General features: G+C 64.2%; 14 protein-coding genes. 6 read left to right on the top strand and 8 right to left on the bottom strand.

Annotation, left to right across the window (positions count from 1 at the left end):
* Positions 1 to 57: 57 nt before the first annotated feature.
* The 7 genes from rquA to amrB form a co-directional block, all read right to left on the bottom strand.
* Positions 58 to 771: a rhodoquinone biosynthesis methyltransferase RquA gene (gene rquA / locus ACHFB9_RS05810; RefSeq protein WP_417070147.1), complete on the bottom strand. Its 714-nt coding sequence runs from the start codon at positions 769 to 771 to the stop codon at positions 58 to 60.
* 112 nt (positions 772 to 883) lie between these two features.
* A complete protein-coding gene (gene mfd / locus ACHFB9_RS05815) occupies positions 884 to 4,315 on the bottom strand; it encodes a transcription-repair coupling factor (RefSeq protein WP_417070149.1) in 3,432 nt (1,143 codons plus the stop codon).
* Between the two features lie 60 nt (positions 4,316 to 4,375).
* The gene (locus ACHFB9_RS05820; protein WP_417070150.1) at positions 4,376 to 4,984 is read right to left on the bottom strand and encodes a putative metalloprotease CJM1_0395 family protein; all 609 of its coding nucleotides are present in this window, start codon (positions 4,982 to 4,984) and stop codon (positions 4,376 to 4,378) included.
* Positions 4,985 to 5,013: 29 nt separating this feature from the next.
* Positions 5,014 to 5,706: a hypothetical protein gene (locus tag ACHFB9_RS05825; RefSeq protein ID WP_417070152.1), complete on the bottom strand. Its 693-nt coding sequence runs from the start codon at positions 5,704 to 5,706 to the stop codon at positions 5,014 to 5,016.
* The gene (gene amrS / locus ACHFB9_RS05830) at positions 5,703 to 6,785 is read right to left on the bottom strand and encodes an AmmeMemoRadiSam system radical SAM enzyme (protein ID WP_417070154.1); all 1,083 of its coding nucleotides are present in this window, start codon (positions 6,783 to 6,785) and stop codon (positions 5,703 to 5,705) included. The genes ACHFB9_RS05825 and amrS overlap by 4 nt, the downstream gene beginning before the upstream one ends.
* Positions 6,782 to 7,339, bottom strand: coding sequence for an AmmeMemoRadiSam system protein A (amrA, locus tag ACHFB9_RS05835; RefSeq protein WP_417070155.1), 558 nt, complete (start codon positions 7,337 to 7,339; stop codon positions 6,782 to 6,784). Before amrA ends, amrS begins: the two co-directional genes overlap by 4 nt.
* Positions 7,323 to 8,135 (bottom strand): AmmeMemoRadiSam system protein B, encoded by an 813-nt coding sequence (gene amrB, locus ACHFB9_RS05840; RefSeq protein ID WP_417070157.1) that lies wholly within the window; start codon positions 8,133 to 8,135, stop codon positions 7,323 to 7,325. The genes amrA and amrB overlap by 17 nt, the downstream gene beginning before the upstream one ends.
* Positions 8,136 to 8,234: 99 nt before the next feature.
* Between amrB and ispD the strand changes: the two genes are divergently transcribed.
* From ispD to thpR, 3 genes are all read left to right on the top strand, one after another.
* Complete coding sequence (gene ispD / locus ACHFB9_RS05845; RefSeq protein ID WP_417070159.1) at positions 8,235 to 8,942, top strand: 2-C-methyl-D-erythritol 4-phosphate cytidylyltransferase; 708 nt, start codon at positions 8,235 to 8,237, stop codon at positions 8,940 to 8,942.
* On the top strand, positions 8,939 to 9,427 hold the full coding sequence (ispF, locus tag ACHFB9_RS05850; RefSeq protein WP_417070161.1) for a 2-C-methyl-D-erythritol 2,4-cyclodiphosphate synthase: 489 nt from the start codon (positions 8,939 to 8,941) through the stop codon (positions 9,425 to 9,427). The genes ispD and ispF overlap by 4 nt, the downstream gene beginning before the upstream one ends.
* A gap of 66 nt (positions 9,428 to 9,493) precedes the next feature.
* Complete coding sequence (gene thpR / locus ACHFB9_RS05855; protein WP_417070163.1) at positions 9,494 to 10,108, top strand: RNA 2',3'-cyclic phosphodiesterase; 615 nt, start codon at positions 9,494 to 9,496, stop codon at positions 10,106 to 10,108.
* Here thpR and ACHFB9_RS05860 read toward each other — a convergent pair.
* On the bottom strand, positions 10,048 to 10,461 hold the full coding sequence (locus ACHFB9_RS05860; RefSeq protein WP_417070165.1) for a host attachment protein: 414 nt from the start codon (positions 10,459 to 10,461) through the stop codon (positions 10,048 to 10,050). The two genes, thpR and ACHFB9_RS05860, sit on opposite strands and share 61 nt — an antisense overlap.
* A gap of 332 nt (positions 10,462 to 10,793) precedes the next feature.
* Between ACHFB9_RS05860 and ACHFB9_RS05865 the strand changes: the two genes are divergently transcribed.
* Genes ACHFB9_RS05865 through glgX form a run of 3 tightly spaced genes read left to right on the top strand, consistent with a single transcriptional unit; the run spans position 10,794 to position 17,564 of the window.
* Positions 10,794 to 13,274 (top strand): glycogen/starch/alpha-glucan phosphorylase, encoded by a 2,481-nt coding sequence (locus tag ACHFB9_RS05865; RefSeq protein ID WP_417070167.1) that lies wholly within the window; start codon positions 10,794 to 10,796, stop codon positions 13,272 to 13,274.
* A 1-nt stretch (position 13,275) separates the two neighbouring features.
* A complete protein-coding gene (gene glgB, locus ACHFB9_RS05870; RefSeq protein WP_417070169.1) occupies positions 13,276 to 15,462 on the top strand; it encodes a 1,4-alpha-glucan branching protein GlgB in 2,187 nt (728 codons plus the stop codon).
* Complete coding sequence (glgX, locus tag ACHFB9_RS05875) at positions 15,462 to 17,564, top strand: glycogen debranching protein GlgX (protein ID WP_417070171.1); 2,103 nt, start codon at positions 15,462 to 15,464, stop codon at positions 17,562 to 17,564. The genes glgB and glgX overlap by 1 nt, the downstream gene beginning before the upstream one ends.
* Positions 17,565 to 17,574 lie beyond the last annotated feature (10 nt).

A 17,574-nucleotide genomic window follows, 5' to 3' on the forward strand; every position in this document is an offset into this window, starting at 1 on the left:
GGAAACACTATGACGTCACCGCTCGTTTACGGCCGGGCTACGCCCGACTTGAGTCTCTCATTCGCCAGACGCGATCGGTTTTGCGACGACGATCTGGTAGACGCCGCCGAAGAAGGTGCGTTTTTCCCAGCTGAAGCGTTCGGGCTGGCTCGCGTACTCGCGGATCTCGTGCATCCAGGTCGATTCGGCGAAGGGCTCGAGCTTGGCATTGACGAAGCGCAGGATCCAGCCGATTGGTTGCCAGGGGCGCGGGCGGTGATAATCGACAAACACGACCTTGCCGTCCTTCTCGACCGACGCGAGCATCCGGTCGACGACTTCGCGCTTCTTTTCTTCGGGGACTTCGTGGAGCAGGAAGAAGCTGCAGACGAGATCGTAGATCTGGCCTACCCAGTGTGCGGCATCGCAGTGCGTGACCCTGGCCCAGGCGCGATCCGCCAGTTTCTTCTCGGCATGCTCAATCTGGATGGGCGTGACATCGGTGAGCTGGAAGAGCCCCTTGTCGCCAACCTTGTCCGCGGCCCGTTTGACGAGATCCCCATAGACGTGGGCAACCTGCCAGACGCGCGATCCCGGGCAGATTTCGTTCAGATAGGCGCGCATCAGGCGTTGGTCGTTCGCGAACAGCAGCACGCGAACGACGATGTTACGGTCCAGCCAGCGCACATAGCGCGGATTCACATAGGCCCAGTCATAGACTTCGGTCATGTAGGCGGGCAGGGCGACTGCGGATTCGACGGCAGCGTTTTCTTCGGATGTCGCTTGGTTCATCGTTGTCTGGTCCCGTAACGGCGGGTGATCGCAAATAAGGTGAAAGCCTATCAGGCTTGACCGGGGGCGGGACTTGCGCCTTGGCAAAGCCGGGGCGAAAGCTGCCCGGCGGTCAGGCCGAGAGCAAGCGGAGGATCTCACGAATCCGGGTGACGCGCTCCTTCGTCGTTTCCGAACCGACGGTGACCGAAAGCCTGTCCTGGCCGGCCAAGCGGTAATTTCGATTCTTCTGGATCAGCTGGATGATCTTGATCGGCTCGATCGGTGGCTCGGGGACGAAGGTCAGATCGACGCGGCTCTCCGATGCGTCGATCTTGATGATGCCCAGAGGTTTCGCGGCGATCCGGAGCCGGTGCGTGTCGAGCAGGGTCTGGGTCTGGGCCGGCAACTCGCCGAAGCGGTCGATCAGCTCTTCCTGGATGTCCTGCATCTCGTCGGCTGATTCGCCGTTGGCCATCCTCTTGTACAGGGTCAGCCGCTCGCCGATGTCGCTGCAGTAATCGCTGGGCAACAGCGCCGGAGCGTGCAGGTTGATCTCGGACGTGATGTCCAGGGGCTGGGCAAGATCCGCTTCCTTGCCCGACTGCAGGCTCTTGACCGCACGCTTGAGCATCTCGGTGTAGAGCGAGAAGCCGATTTGCTGGATCTCGCCGCTCTGATGCTCGCCGAGCACTTCGCCGGCGCCGCGGATCTCCAGATCCTGCATTGCAAGATAGAAGCCCGAGCCGAGCTCTTCCATCATCGAGATCGCTTCGAGCCGTTTCTGGGCCTGGGAAGTCGGCTTCGCGTTCGCGTCGGTCAACAGATACGCATAGGCCTGGTGGTGCGAGCGTCCGACCCGGCCGCGCAGCTGGTGGAGCTGGGCGAGGCCAAAGCGGTCTGCGCGGTTGATGATGATCGTGTTCGCGGTCGGGATGTTGATGCCGGTCTCGATGATCGTCGTACACAGCAGCAGGTTCGCGCGCTGGTTCGTGAAGTCGCGCATGACCCGTTCGAGCTCGCGCTCGGGCAACTGGCCGTGGCCGACGACGATCCGCGCTTCGGGGATCAGCTCGGCGAGCATCTGGCGCGCGTTCTCTATCGTCTCGACTTCGTTGTGCAGGAAGTAGACCTGGCCGCCGCGCTTGAACTCGCGCAGCACCGCTTCGCGGATGATTCCCTTCGAGTGCTTCTGCACGAAAGTCTTGATCGCCAGCCGCTTCTGCGGCGCGGTCGCGATGACCGAGAACTCGCGCAAGCCTTCGAGCGCGAGGCCCAGCGTGCGCGGAATCGGCGTCGCGGTCAGGGTCAGGATGTCGACTTCCGAGCGCAGCGCTTTGAGCGCTTCCTTCTGGCGCACGCCGAAGCGGTGCTCCTCGTCGATGATGACGAGGCCAAGGCGCTTGAATTCGACGTCTTTCTGCAGCAGCCGGTGCGTGCCGATCAGGATGTCGAGTTTGCCTTCGGCGAGCTGGCTCAGTGCCTCGGTCTGCTCTTTCGCACTGCGGAAACGCGACAGTTCGGCGATCCTGACCGGCCAGTCGGCAAAGCGGTCCGAGAAGGTCTGGAAGTGCTGCTCGGCGAGCAGCGTCGTCGGTGTCAGCACTGCGACCTGTTTGCCGTCGGCGATCGCGATGAAAGCGGCGCGCAGCGCGACTTCGGTCTTGCCGAAGCCGACATCGCCGCAGACCAGGCGATCCATCGGTCGGCCCGAGCGCATGTCGGTTTCGACGGCCTGGATCGCGGCCAACTGGTCAGGGGTCTCCTCGAAACCGAAGCCTTCGGCGAAAGCGTCCAGATCGCCCTGCTTGAAATCGAAACGGTGGCCTTCGCGGGCAGCGCGCTGCGCGTAGAGCGCGAGCAGTTCGGCTGCGGTGTCGCGAACCTGCTGGGCGGCGCGGCGTTTGGCTTTTTCCCATTGGCCGCTGCCCAGCTTGTTCAGGTCGACGTGCTCGGGGTCGGCGCCGGCATAGCGGCTGATCACATGGAGCTGGGAGACCGGAACGTAAAGCTTGTCGCCGCCGTTGTATTCGAGGTTCAGGAATTCGGTCTCGCCCTCGCCCAGATCCAGATAGATCAGGCCCTTGTAACGGCCGATGCCGTGCGAGACATGGACGACCGGATCGCCGACCTTGAGTTCCGAGAGGTCGCGCAGCCAGCCTTCCATCGTCGCGGCGCGGCGCGTGTCGCGGCGGGTTCGGCTCCTCGCCTGACTCGCATAGAGCTCGGTCTCGGTGAGCAGGGCCAGATTCTCGGCGCTCAGGATGAAACCGCTCGCGAGCGGCCCTGCTGTCAGAGCGATGCGCGCGTCGGACGCGAGAAAGGCTGCCAGGTCAGCGCTGGTCGAGACGCTGATGTCGTGTTCGGCGAAGTAGTCGAGCATAGTCTGCTGGCGACCGGCCGATTCGGCGAGAATCAGGATGCGTCCGGTGAAGCCGGCGACAAAAGTGCGCAGCCGGTACAGCGGGTCGGTCGCGCGTCGCTCGACCGCGAGTTCGGGCAGTGGCTCGGTGAGGCCGGTGTCGGTGCCGCCGAATGTGAAGCGGGAACGCTCGCCCGCGGCGACGAAGAACTGTTCGACCGACAGGAAGAGCTTTTCGGGGGCGAGGAGGGGGCGGGCCGGATCGCCGCCGAGCAGGCGGTGGCGGCTCCTGGTCTCGCGCCAGAAGTCCTCGATCGCGCCATTGACGTCACCGACCAGAGCCAGCGCGACATCGCTGGAGATGAAGTCGAAGAGCGTCGCGCACTGTTCGTGGAAGAGCGGCAGGTAGTACTCGATGCCAGCCGGAGCGATGCCGTTCGAGACGTCCTTGTAGATCGTGCTGCGCGACGGATCGCCTTCGATCTGTTCGCGAAAGCGGGTACGGAAATCGGCGCGACCCTGCTCGTCGATCGAGAATTCACGCGCCGGCAGCAGACGGATCTGCTGGACCGGATAGACGGTGCGCTGGGTGTCGGGATCGAAGGTGCGCAGCGACTCGACGTCCTCGTCAAAGAGTTCGATACGGAAGGGCAGAGGCGAGCCCATCGGGAAGAGGTCGATCAGGCCGCCGCGGACCGAGAACTCCCCGGGGCGCACGACCTGGGTCACATGCTCGTAGCCCGCGATGACCATCTGCTGGCGCAGTTGTTCGATGTCGAGCTTTTCGCCCTGTTTGATGAAGAAGGTGTGGGCGGCCAGATAGGCGGGCGGGCACAGCCGGTAGAGCGCGGTCGCCGCCGGCACGATCGCGATGTCAGCCTCGCCGCGCAGGATCGCGTACAGCGTCGCGAGCCGTTCCGAGATCAGATCCTGGTGGGGTGAGAAGTTGTCGTAGGGCAGGGTCTCCCAGTCCGGCAGCAGGTGCACGCGCAGGCCGGGGGCGAGCCAGGCGATCTCCTCGCGCAGCCTCTGCGCGTCGAGCGGGCTCGCGCAGACCGCCAGCACCGGTCGGCTGGCCGCAATCTGGGCCAGAGCCGCCGAATCGGCCGAACCGTGCAGCTTGGGAAGGGCGAGGCGCTGACCGGGAGCCGGGGCGGGAAGAGTGGCCAGGACGGGAAGGATGGGGCGGGAGGGGGAGGACATGGACGCGTCGCACTGCTCGGAAGCGCGAATTATACGCAAGCCGGCGAGCGCGCCGCAGGCTCAGGCTTCGACCGAGAGTCTGGGCTTGTTCGAACTTGCGAAGTTGTCCGCCGCGCTCTTGTAGGCCGAGTCGGCGCTCTTCGCCTTGGCTTGCGCAAAACTCTCGGCGGCGATCTCGGCGCGGGCGCGCATCGCCATCTGCGCTGCCTGGGCGGCGACTTGCAGATCCTGTCCCGATGGATCGGCGGGCGCCAGCGCGGCACCGCGGATCTGCTCGGCTTTGCGCAAAGTCTCTTCGGGGGTGCGCCCAGAGGAAGTGTCGATCGAGACTTCGCCGCCGACCGCATAACGCTTGCCGTCCGGCCCCGTCGTGTATTCGTAGCTCGCGCCGCTGTGCGAGAGGCCGCCCGCCGCCGCCATATGTGCGGCCTCGTGGCTGCGCACCTTGCTGTCAGTGTTCTTCAGCGTGGTGATTTCGCGCAGTTCGTCGGCGCTGAATTCGCCGCTGGCCGCTTTCGCCGCCGCCGGCTTCTTTTCGGCCGCGCTCGTGTTCGCGCTCTTCGCCGCATCCGGGCTGTCGGTCTTTTCGCTGGACGTAGCGCTGCCTGCCGACGCGTAGCGGGCGATGCCAGGGATGTTCAGCGAGAAGGGGGATGTGGCGCTGATCACGGAAACCTCCGCTCTCAGTCTAGATCGGCTCAGGCCTGCGCAGCAGGAGCCGTGTTATTGCCTGGCTCGGCATGGCCGCGCCACTTCTCGATGAAGTCGCAGCTGGCCTGGGCGGCCTCGCCCAGTGCTTTGGAATCGAGGAAGAGGCTTCCTCCGTCGGCAATGTTGAGTTTCTCCTTCGGCCCGTCGAGCAGTCCGAACGCGAGCTCGGACGGAGTCCGGGTCTCGTCGGTGCTGCCTCCCCAGATCGCGAGCAGCGGGATCCGGGTCTGGCGAAGAGGCAGGGCTCCGGCCAGATCCAGCCTTCCCGACCGCGAGATCAGCGCGAAAGGGTGGGGCTCGAGCTGCATTGCGAGCTTGATCATCGCGCCGGCGGCGGTGCCGCTCGTCGCGAGGACGAGAGGAAGGGTCTCCAGCCCGGGCTGGTGCCTGGCCCAATCGACGGCGCTGGCTAGGCGGCTGGTCAGCCGGGGCACGTCGAAGCGGGCATCGGGATCGCGGTGCTCTTCGGGCTCGCCGAGCAGGTCGACGAGAAGCGTCGCATGGCGCAGTTTGTGCAGCGCCCGGGCGGCGAGGAATTCCCGGTTTGTGCGCGAAGCGATGGCCGTAGTTGAGGCGAAGAGAACCAGGGCCCGGGCATCGGGGACATGGGAGAGCAGGGCATGGATCCAGGCGGAACCCGATGCGAAGCGAAGCTCGGAGTGGCGGTAGGCGAAACTCATCGGTCAGGCGCGATGCGCAGCGGAATGCGACGGGAACCAAAGTTACCGCATTCTGGGCCGAAGCGCCCGGCCAGAGACTCGCCGCAGTGAGGACAATTGCCGTGCGCGTCGAGCCGGTAGGCGAGGATGTCGTAGCCGTCGCGCTCGATCAGCGCGGTCCCGCACCCGGCGCAGAAGGTGGTCGAGCCTTCCTGGTCGCGGACGTTGCCGATATAGACGTGCTTGAGGCCGTGGGTCTGGGCGATGTCGCGGGCCCGCGTCAGTGTCGAATGAGGGGTGGGCGCGATGTCCTGCATCTTGTAGTCGGGGTGGAAGGCCGTGAAGTGCAGCGGGACTGAGTCTCCCAACTCATTGGCGATCCAGTCCGTCATCGCGTCGAGTTCGGCCGGCGAGTCGTTCTCGCCGGGAATCAGCAGCGTCGTGATCTCCAGCCAGACGCGGGTCTCGTGGTGCAGATAGCGCAGCGTGTCGAGCACCGGCGCGAGATGGCCACCGCACAGACGATGGTAGAAATCCTCGCTGAAGGATTTCAGATCGACGTTGGCGGCATCCATCGCGGCGAAGAAGCGTTCGCGGGCCGGCGACAGGATGTAGCCGGCGGTCACTGCGACCGATGCGATGTCCCGATCGCGGCAAGCTTCGGCGGTAGCGATCGCGTACTCGGCGAAGATGACGGGGTCGTTATATGTGTAGGCCACGCTCTTCGCGCCGTGGGCGAGCGCGGCGTTGGCGATCGCCTCGGGAGTCGCGCGATCGAGCAGGCGGTCCATCTCGCGGGACTTCGAGATGTCCCAGTTCTGGCAGAACTTGCAGGCGAGGTTGCAGCCGGCCGTGCCGAAGGACAGCACGCTGGTGCCCGGATAGAAGTGGTTCAGCGGTTTTTTCTCGATCGGATCGAGGCAGAAGCCCGAGCTGCGCCCCCAGGTCGTCAGCACGATCTGCTCGCCATCGCTCTGACGCACGAAGCAGGCTCCGCGCTGTCCGGCGTGAAGCCGACACTCGCGAGGGCAGAGGTCGCACTGGATCCGGCCGTCTTCGAGCTTGTGCCACCACAGGCCGGGATGTTCGCCCTGGGTCATGTTTCTTCCTCGTGGAATGCGCTGACGCTGTAGCGGCCGACCTGCATGTCGGCGGGCCAGTGATCGACGGGCAGGCCCGCCTTGCGCCTGAGCTCAGCGAGGAAGCGCCCGATCTCGGGCAGCTGTTCCCAGACCTGGGGGAGATAGGTCGCGCGGCGCCCGGACGAGGCGAGCACGACTCCGTCCTCGCCGGGGCGTATCCATTCTCGTGCGTCCTGTTCGGTCGGGCAGGCGCGCCAGAGAACCGGGCTCAGCACCGAGACTTCGACTTCGGTCTGTCGCCATTCCCGGCGCGATAGCGGCGGGAAGCGCGGATCGCCCAGCGCCGCGGCGCGCGCATTGGCCTCGATATCCTCGGCAAGAGGTCTGTGAGCTTCCAGGCTGCCGATGCAGCCGCGCAGCTCGCCATGGATTCTCAGCGTCACGAAACAGGCGCCGTCCGCCGCGAACTCGGGCGTCGGGCTGGCGCCCGAGCGGGGCAGATCCAGGGCCTGGTTGATCGCATCGCGGGCCAGCGCGAGCAACAGCTTGCCTTGTTCAGGGCTGGGCTTCATCGAATCCGAAGGCTGCATAGCCGACCACTCTCGTCTTGTCGCCGGAGGTGTCGCCGGAGTTGCGCATGTCCAGCAGCCGTGGGCGCAGCGTCTTGCGACGGGCCTGGGCCAGCAGCGCGTTGATCGGAAGAGCCCCGCAGGCGTCGCCATACTCGATCGGGAGGCGGGCGAGGATTCTGGCCACCGTGCCGGTATCCATCGCCTGTGCGGTCTTGTAGCTGTGATAGTGGGACAGGTCGCTGCTGACGACGATCAGCGTTTCATCGTCGCCCCAGACCTTTTCGAGCACCTGCGCGACGGCTTCGGTCGTCGAGTCGCCGACGACGAGCGGGACCAGCCGGAAGTGCTCGCCGAAGAGCACCTGCAGGAAGGGGAGCTGGACTTCGAGCGAGTGCTCCTGGGCGTGAGCGGCTTCATCGATGCTGACTTCGGGCAGCTCCGCCAGGGTTTCGAGCGCTTCGCGATCGATTTCGATCTCGCCCAGCGGTGTCGCGAAGACCGATGCGCTCGGCAGCGCGATGCCGGCGAGCGGAACCCGGTGGCAGGGGCCGATCACGACGATGCGCGACGGAGGGCTGCTGCGCACGGAGAGGGCGCGGAAAGCGTGGGCCGCGGTCTGGCCCGAGTAGATGTAGCCGGCATGAGGAGAGATCACGGCCTTGGGGGTGGGAGGGCTTGCTTGCGCCGTCGCGGCGAGAAAGCCGTCGATTTGGCGTCTGAGCTCGTCGGCCTCTGCGGGGTAGAACAGGCCGGCCACCGCGGGTGGGCGGATCATGTGTCGCGGATGTGCTGACATGAGCCTCTCCTTGCTGAATGATCGGGCTGCCTGCCGCCGCGATGCCGCAAGTATAGACAGCGAGTTCAGTTGGCGCGCTCTGGCCGCTAGAATGCGGCGATGATCGATCTTCAGACTGGTTTTTTCGCGCTGGTGCCGGCGGCGGGCAGCGGGAGCCGCTTCGGCGCCCCATCGCCCAAACAGTACCTGCCTTTGCTGGGGCGGCCTCTGATCGCCCATACCCTCGACGCACTGCTCGCCGTGCCCCGTCTGGCCCGGGTCGCGGTCGTGATCGCGCCCGACGACGAACTTTGGGCGAGCTTTGCCTGGCCGGAGGATCCTCGTCTTCTGGTGCTGCGCTGCGGAGGCGAGAGCCGGGCCGCGAGCGTCGCGGCGGGGCTGGAGTGCCTGGCCGGCGAGGTGGGCAGCGGGGACTGGGTCCTCGTCCACGATGCGGCGCGTCCCTGCATCGCGCCGCAGAGCGTGATGCAGATGATTGAGACGCTCGCGCACGATCCGGTCGGAGGCTTGCTGGCTGTTCCGGTCGCTGACACCTTGAAGCGCGCCGATGGTGAAGGTCGGGTCGCTGCGACCGTGGCTCGCGAAGGGCTGTGGCAGGCTCAGACTCCGCAGATGTTCCGCTTTGGCCTGCTCAGGCGTGCTCTGGCCGAGGCGCAGGGCGTGACCGATGAAGCCGGAGCGATCGAGGCGATGGGCCTGAAGCCTTTTCTGGTTCCGGGCGACGCGAGCAATTTCAAAGTGACCTATCCGCAGGATCTGGCGCTCGCCGAGCGCATCCTGCTTGCCAGAGAAAAGGGGACGCAATGATTCCATTCAGGGTTGGGCAGGGCTTCGATGTCCATGCTCTGGTGCCGGGGCGGCGACTGATTCTCGGCGGCGTCGATATCCCGTTCGAGCGGGGGCTGCTCGGGCACTCGGACGCCGACGTGCTGCTGCACGCGATCACCGACGCTCTGCTCGGCGCTGCCGGGCTCGGCGACATCGGCCGCCACTTTCCGGATACCGATCCGCGCTATGCCGGCGCGGACAGCCGGGTGCTGTTGCGCGCCGCGATGGAAAAAGTCCGCGCCGCGGGCTGGAGCCTCGGCAACCTCGATGCGACCGTGATCGCCCAGGCGCCGAAGATCCTGCCCCATGCGCCGCGAATGATCGCGAACCTCGCCGAGGATCTGGACGTGCTGCCCGAGCAGATCAACCTGAAGGGCAAAACGACCGAGAAGCTGGGTTTTGTCGGGCGCGGCGAAGGGATTGCCAGTGAGGCCGTCGCCTTGCTCTATCGGGAAGAGCGGTGATGGCGCTCCGGGTTTCTTCGCCACGCCCCCCGACGGGGATAGTCGGGCGCGGCGAAGGTATCGCGAGTGGGGCCATCGCGCTTCTCGTTCGCGATGAGCGCTGAACTCGCTAGGCTTTTCTTTGCTTGCGCGCTGCCGCGGGGGATTGGCGCAGCGCTGATCGAGCGGACGGCGATGTTCGCCGGGCGCGGTCGGCCGACCTGCATTGAGGATCTGCACCTGACTCTCGCCTTTCTCGGGGCGCTGCCGCGCGAGAGGATCGACGCCGCGAAGCGGGTGGGAGAGTCGCTCGCCGGTTCTCCCGGCTTTGCGCTGCGGCTCGACTGCCTGGGCGCTTTCGCGCGCTCGAGCGTGATCTGGGCGTCGAGCGTCGAGCCTTGCGCGGGGCTCTTCATGTTTCAGGCGGGGCTGGTCGCGGCGCTTGGGGGCGCAGGTTTCGCGATCGACGACACGCCCTTCAGGCCGCATGTGACGCTGCTGCGCCGCGCGAAACTGCCCGGCACCTTCCCTATGCTTGCCCCGCTGGACTGGCCGGTGAGCGGCTTCGCGCTGTTCGAGTCCCGCCCTGTGGTGTCCGGGCCGCGCTACTCGCCCTTGGGCGAGTGGCGGCTCGGGGACGATCAAACGCAAAGGCTGGAGGCGAGTTCCTCGCACAGTTCGCTGGGCGAGAGCCGAGTGTAGTCCTTCTCCATGCGGGCGCTGATCTGTTGCGCGGTTGGCGGATCCAGTTCGGCATTGAGTAGCCCCATGAAGGCCGCAGGCGCGATCAGGATCGCGCGCGCGAAGCGTTTCTCGGTGCGGGCCTGGCGCAGCTCGGCGGTGAGCTGGCGCGCGAAGCCTTTTGCCTTCTGCCTCTGGAATTCATCGGGCCGGTGCCAGTCGCTGCGATCCATCGCGCCAATCGGTTGCGGTTTCTCTGCGTCATCCTGTTCGGAGGCGATCTTTTTGACTAGAGTCAAACCCTTGTTGGGGCCGGGGTTTTCATAGAGGTTCGCTGAACGGGTGTTGGCGACAAGAACCCAGGTGATCGACATTGACTACCTCCGGGAAGCGTTGCGGATGGGGGCATGAAGCCCTGATTCCTGAGCGTAGACGCGGATTCTGCGAAGGGGAAGCGCGAATCTCGCCGGAGGATTTCCGGTCCTCCCCGCTTTCTGTTTGCGCAAGGGATTCTTCGCTGTCGACAAATAAAAAGCGCTTATCGAGCAATGCGCGTCAAGTACAGCAAGCGGGGGGACTGTAACTTTCACCCCGTTCCTGTTCCGGGGGCTGCGATGAAAGCTTGTGCGATCCCCCTTCGCCTTTTCACCCGATCGGTCGTCCCGGAATACTTTCGAACTAGCGCCTTGGGCGTGTAGGAGAAACCATGAAAAACTTTGCCCGTTTCGCCAACCGCGGAGTGTTGATGAACAAGATCGGTTCCGAATCCGTTGATCAGGCTACCGCCTCCGAGCAGTATCAGGCCTCTGTTGAACGCCACCTGAGCAACGACGTCGGCGTCAGCGCCGAGAACGCACGCGCCGCCGAATGGCAACGCGCCGCTTCGATGGCTGCCCGCGACAAGCTGGCCGAACGCTGGGTCAAGACCCAGCAGGAAGATACGAACAACCAGGAGCGTCGCGCCTACTACCTGTCCGCCGAGTTCCTGATCGGCCGGGCGATGAGCAATGCTCTGGCGGCGCTGAACCTGGACAAGGATTTCGCGACCGAGATGAAGAAGGTCGGCGCTGAAGCCGCCGACGTGCTCGAGAGCGAACCGGATGCCGCTCTGGGCAATGGCGGTCTGGGGCGTCTGGCCGCCTGCTTCCTGGACTCTCTGGCGACGCTCGGCGTCCCGTCCTTCGGTTACGGCATCCGCTATGAATTCGGTATGTTCAGCCAGCGCATCGTCGATGGCAAACAGATTGAAACTCCGGACAACTGGCTCGCCTTCGGCAACCCCTGGGAATTCCCGCGGCGCGACGTGTTCTACCCGGTGCAGTACGGTGGCTGGGTCGACTACGTCAATGGCCGCCCGGTCTGGACTCCGTCCGAGCGCATCCTGGCCCGCGCCTACGACATGGTGATTCCCGGCCATTCGACCGAGCGCGTGACGACGCTGCGCCTGTGGAAGGCTTCCGCGCTCGAAGAGCTGGATCTGGCCGCGCACACCCGCGGTGACTACTTCCGTGCCGCCGAAGCCCGTTCCAAGGCCGAGAACGTCTCCTGGGTTCTCTACCCGGATGACAGCACGCCGCAAGGCCGCGAACTTCGCCTGCGCCAGGAATACTTCTTCGTCACCGCTTCTCTGCAGGACATCGTTGCCCGCCATCTGCGCGAGTTCGGCACGTTGGACAACCTGCACGAGAAGGTCGCAATCCAGCTCAACGACACTCACCCGGCCCTGTCGGTTCCGGAACTGATGCGTCTGCTGATGGACGACCATGGCCTGACATGGGAAGCCGCCTGGTACCAGGTTTCGCGGATCATCTCCTACACCAACCACACGCTGATGCCTGAAGCGATCGAAACCTGGCCGGTCGGCATCATGCAGTACCTGCTGCCCCGTCACCTCGACATCGTCTATGAGATCAACCGCCGCTTCCTCGCCGAAGTCGAACGCAAGTTCCCTGGCGACAAGGCGCTGCTGTCGCGCGTCTCGCTGATCGCCGAAGACGGAGAAAAGCGTGTCCGGATGGGCAACCTGTCCATCGTCGCCTCGACCAAGGTCAACGGTGTTGCGAAGCTGCACTCCGACCTGATGGTTCAGACGATCTTCTCCGATTTTGCGAAGATCTTCCCGGATCGCTTCACCAACGTCACCAATGGCGTCACGCCGCGCCGCTGGCTGTCGCAGTGCAACCCCGGCCTGGCCAAATTGGTCGACAAGAAGGTCAAGGGCAACTGGCGCGTCGAACTCGACAAGCTGTCCCAGCTCGGCAAGTCGGCCGAGGACAAGGCTTTCCACGCGGATCTCACCAAGGTCAAGACGGCCAACAAGGAACGCCTGGCCGCCTATATCAAGCGCGAACTGGGCATCACGGTCGATCCGAACGCGCTGTTCGACATCCAGGTCAAGCGCATTCACGAGTACAAGCGCCAGCTTCTGAACGTGCTGCATGTGATCCAGCGCTATCGCGAGATGATCGCGAATCCGGAAGCCGACTGGCAGCCGCGCGTTCATATCTTTGCCGGCAAGGCCGCTTCGGCCTACAAGATGGCGAAGCTGATCATCCGCCTGATCCACGACGTCGCGCGCACCGTCAATAACGATCCGCGCCTGAAGGATCGCCTGAAGGTCGTGTTCATCCCCGATTACCGCGTTTCGGTCGCCGAAAAGATCTTCCCGGCTGCCGACGTTTCGGAACAGATCTCGACCGCGGGCACCGAAGCTTCGGGCACCGGAAACATGAAATTTGCCCTCAATGGTGCGCTGACCGTCGGCACCTGGGACGGCGCAAACATCGAGATTGCGGAAAATGTTGGATTGGACAACATTTTTGTGTTCGGTTTGCGCACTGAGGAGGTCGAGAAGCTCAGCCAGGAAGGCTACAATCCTCGCGCATGGTATGAGGGTAATGCCGATCTGAAGGCAGTACTGGACATGATCGGAAACGGCTACTTTGCACCTGAAGAACCGACTCGCTACCAACCGATCGTCGATACGCTGCTGACTCGCGACCAGTATTTCCTGCTCGCCGATTTTGCCGCCTACGTCGAGACCCACCGTCAGGTCGATGTGGCATACCGTGACCGCGAACAGTGGCTGACGAAGGTTGTACGCAATATCGCAGGCATGGGCATGTTCTCGTCCGATCGCACTATTGGCGAATATTGCCAACGCATCTGGAAAATCAAGACCAAGTGACATGCTGACGGCCGACGCAATTGCGGCAATACTCGGAGCCCGCCACAGCGATCCCTTCGCTGTGCTGGGGCTTCACACGGACGCTGACAACCGTTTGCGGTTGTCGGCGTTTTTACCCGGCGCTTCGGAAGTGGTCGCGATCGATTCCGCGACCGGAAAGAAGGTGGCAACACTCGAAGCGATAAACCCGGAGGGCTTCTTCGAAGCGATTCTTCCCCGGCGCAAGCACCGCTTTGCGTATCGCTGGTCGATCCGCTGGCAGGATGGCTCGACCAGCATCCAGGAAGATCCCTACCGTTTCCCGTCGATCATCGGCGAAACGGATGCCTGGCTCTTCGCCGAAGGCACCCACCTGCGCCCCTACGAAATGTTGGGGGCTCACCTGCGCCAGATCGAAGGCGTCGATGGCGTGGCCTTTTCGGTCTGGGCACCGAATGCCGACCGCGTCTCGGTCGTCGGCGATTTCAACCTCTGGGACGGGCGCCGTCACCCAATGAGGCTGCGCCGCGAGTGCGGAATCTGGGAGATCTTCATCCCTGGTATCGAGCGTGGTGCTCTGTACAAATTCGAGATCCGTGCCCGCAATGGCGACATCCTGGTCAAGGCCGATCCTTGCGCCTTTGCCGCCCAGTTGCGTCCCGACACGGCCAGCGTCGTCTCAGGCCTGCCTGCTCCGGTGGCTCTGCCTGCGGACCGACAGGACGCGAACTCGCTGCGTGCGCCGATCAGCATCTATGAAGTCCACCTGGGCTCCTGGCAGCGCGTCGGCGAGGATGGCAATCGCTTCCTGAACTGGGAAGAGCTGACGGCCAAACTGATCCCCTATGCGGCCGGTCTGGGCTTTACGCACATCGAGCTGATGCCGATCTCCGAGCATCCCTTCGACGGTTCCTGGGGCTATCAGCCCGTGGGGCTCTATGCGCCGACCGCCCGTTTCGGCAGCCCGGAAGGCTTTGCCGCCTTCGTCAAGGCCGCGCACGATGCCGGTCTGGGCATCCTGCTCGACTGGGTTCCCGGTCACTTCCCGACCGATGCCCACGGTCTGGGGGGCTTCGACGGCACGGCGCTCTACGAGCACTCCGATCCGCGCGAAGGCTATCACCCGGACTGGAATACGCTGATCTACAACTTCGGCCGCAACGAAGTGCGCAACTTCCTGGTCGGCAATGCGCTGTACTGGATCGAGCGTTTTGGTGTCGATGGATTGAGAGTCGATGCGGTCGCCTCGATGCTCTACCGCGACTATTCGCGCAACGCTGGCGAATGGATTCCGAATGTGTTCGGCGGTCGCGAGAACCTCGAAGCGATCTCGTTCATCAAGCGTTTCAATGAAGTCGTCGGTGAGCAGTGCCCTGGAGCGATCACGGTCGCCGAGGAATCGACCGCCTGGCCCGCCGTGTCCCGTCCGACCTTTGCGGGCGGACTGGGCTTCCACTTCAAGTGGAACATGGGCTGGATGCACGACACGCTTGAATACATCAAGCACGATCCCATCCACCGCCGTTACCACCAGGATCAGCTGACTTTCGGTCTGATCTACGCTTTCCATGAAAACTTCATCCTGCCTCTGTCGCACGACGAAGTGGTTCATGGCAAAGGGTCGCTGCTGGCGCGGATGCCGGGCTCTGACCCGTGGCAGAAGTTCGCGAACCTGCGCGCCTACTACGGCTTCATGTGGACCCACCCGGGTAAGAAGCTGCTCTTCATGGGCGGCGAGTTCGCTCAGGGCTGCGAGTGGTGTCACGAGAGGGGACTGGACTGGCAGTTGCTCGGAGTCGACTGGCACCAGGGCGTGCAAAGCCTGGTCCGCGACCTGAACAAGGTCTACCGGGAGCATCCGGCCCTGCACGAGCGTGATAACGAGCCTGAAGGTTTCGCGTGGCTGGACATGAACAACGCGGATATGTCCGTGCTCGCCTACGCTCGTTTCGGGCTTGAAGATTCCGCGGTGATCGTGAATGCCTGCAACTTCACGCCCGAACCGCGCACGGCTTATCGCCTCGGCGTGCCGCGTGCCGGACACTATCGCGAGATCCTCAACACCGATGCGGCACTCTACTGCGGATCGAACACCGGAAACGGGGCGGCTCAGCTCAATTCCGAGCCTGTGCCTTGGGGTGGGTTTGCGCAGTCGATCGTGCTGACCCTGCCGCCTTTGGCAACGATTGTTCTTGAGTACGAGGCCTGATGCTGCTGCCAGAATCCATCTCGACCGGACGGCCTTGGCCGTTCGGAGCGTCCAGCGACGGTGACGGGGTCAATTTCGCGGTCTTTTCCGCGAATGCGACCCGGGTCGAGCTCTGCCTCTATGACGAGGCCGGCGTCACCGAGCTCGGTCGCTTCGTGCTGCCCGGCCGCACCGGGGATGTCTGGCACGGCTATATGCCGGGGATTGGCGCTGGCCTGGTCTACGGCTACCGGGTCAGCGGCCCCTATGAGCCGGGCCGCGGCCATCGCTTCAATCCGAACAAACTCTTGCTTGATCCTTATGCGCGGGAAGTGGTCGGCGAATACCGCTGGCGCAACGAGCACTTCGGTTACGATCTCGGCCACCCGGACGCGAACCTGTCGCTGAGCTCGGTCGACAACGCGCACTGGGCGCTCAAGGGGCGGATCACGATCGATCTTCCTGCCGCCGACGATCTGCGCCCGCGCATCCCTCCCGAGCAGACCATCGTCTATGAGGCCCACGTCAAGGGGCTGACGATGCTGCACCCGAAAGTGCCCGACGAGCTGCGCGGCACCTATCTGGGCGTCTGCCATCCGGCGATGATCGAGCACTATCTGAAGCTCGGCGTCACGACGATAGAGTTGCTGCCCGTGCATATGGGCCTGCCCGAATACTTCGTGACCGCGCGGGGGCTGACGAACTACTGGAATTACAACCCGATCGCCTTTTTCGCGGTCGATCCCCGCTATTGGTCGCGGACGACCCATTCGGCTGCGTCCGAATTCCGCGAGATGGTCGATAAGCTGCACGCCGCCGGCCTCGAAGTGATCCTCGACGTCGTCTATAACCACACCGCCGAGGCAGGCGCGAACGGACCGACCCTGAGCTATCGGGGGCTGGATCACGCGAGCTATTACCGACTGCACCCGAACGATCCGACCCACTGCGAGAACCTGACCGGCTGCGGCAATACGCTCAATGTTGCCCATCCGCGGGTCACCCAGATGGTGCTCGATTCGCTGCGCTACTGGGTCACGTCCTTCGGCGTCGATGGTTTTCGTTTCGACCTGGCTCCGGTGCTGGGGCGCAGGGCGAGCGGCTACGACCCGGAAGCGGCTTTCTTCGTCGCTTTCGAGCAGTGCCCGGTGCTCTCGACGGTCAAACGGATCGCCGAACCCTGGGATATCGGCTATGACGGCTACCGGCTTGGTCAGTTTCCGTCAGCCTGGCTGGAGTGGAACGATAAGTTCCGCGACACTGCACGCGCCTTTTGGCTGCACCGCTCGCAGTCGCGTGGGGAGTTCGCGCGCCGGATCACCGCATCGAGCGACATCTTTCAGGGGACACACCGGGCGCCGCTGTGCAGCGTCAATTTCCTGACCGCTCACGATGGCTTCACGCTCGAGGATCTGGTCAGTTACAACGAGCGCCACAACGAGGCCAATGGCGAGGAAAACCGCGACGGTCACTCGCACAACCTGAGCACGAACTGCGGCAAGGAAGGGCAGACCGACAATCCGGCGGTCCTGCTCGAGCGCAGAAAGCTCAAGCGGGCTCTGTTCGCTACGCTTCTGCTCGCGCGCGGCACGCCGATGCTGCTGGCCGGAGACGAGATCGGCCGGACCCAGGGCGGCAACAACAACGCCTACTGCCAGGACAACGAGATTTCCTGGGTGGACTGGTCCGCTCCTGACGAAGAGCTGGCCGAGTTTGTCGCGAACCTGATCCGCTTGCGCGGCATCCACGGCGCTCTGCCCAATTCGCTGTGGGCCAAGCCCGACGGAGGCCGCGGTCCCAGTTACGACATGGTCTGGTGCGATTCCTCCGGCGGCATCATGAGTGCCGACGAGTGGAACTCGCCACATGACCACGCTTTTGCCGCGCAGTTCACGCCGACCACAGGCCAGCGTGGCCCCCGGCTGATGCTCTTGCTCAATGGCAACACCGAGGCGGTCGAGTTCAGGCTCCCGCCCGGCAACTGGCTGCGCGTCTTCGATACCGACCACCAGGATGCCTTTACTCCTGGCGGCTTTTCGGGAACCTATCTGGTCCCGCGCCGGGCTGTCGCTGCACTGTTTGCCCCTCCGGCCGTACCCGCTCCGGTACGGTTCGGGAACTAAGGTTTTATAC

It is taken from the genome of Niveibacterium terrae (assembly GCF_048213115.1).
GTDB classification, from domain to species: domain Bacteria; phylum Pseudomonadota; class Gammaproteobacteria; order Burkholderiales; family Rhodocyclaceae; genus Niveibacterium; species Niveibacterium terrae.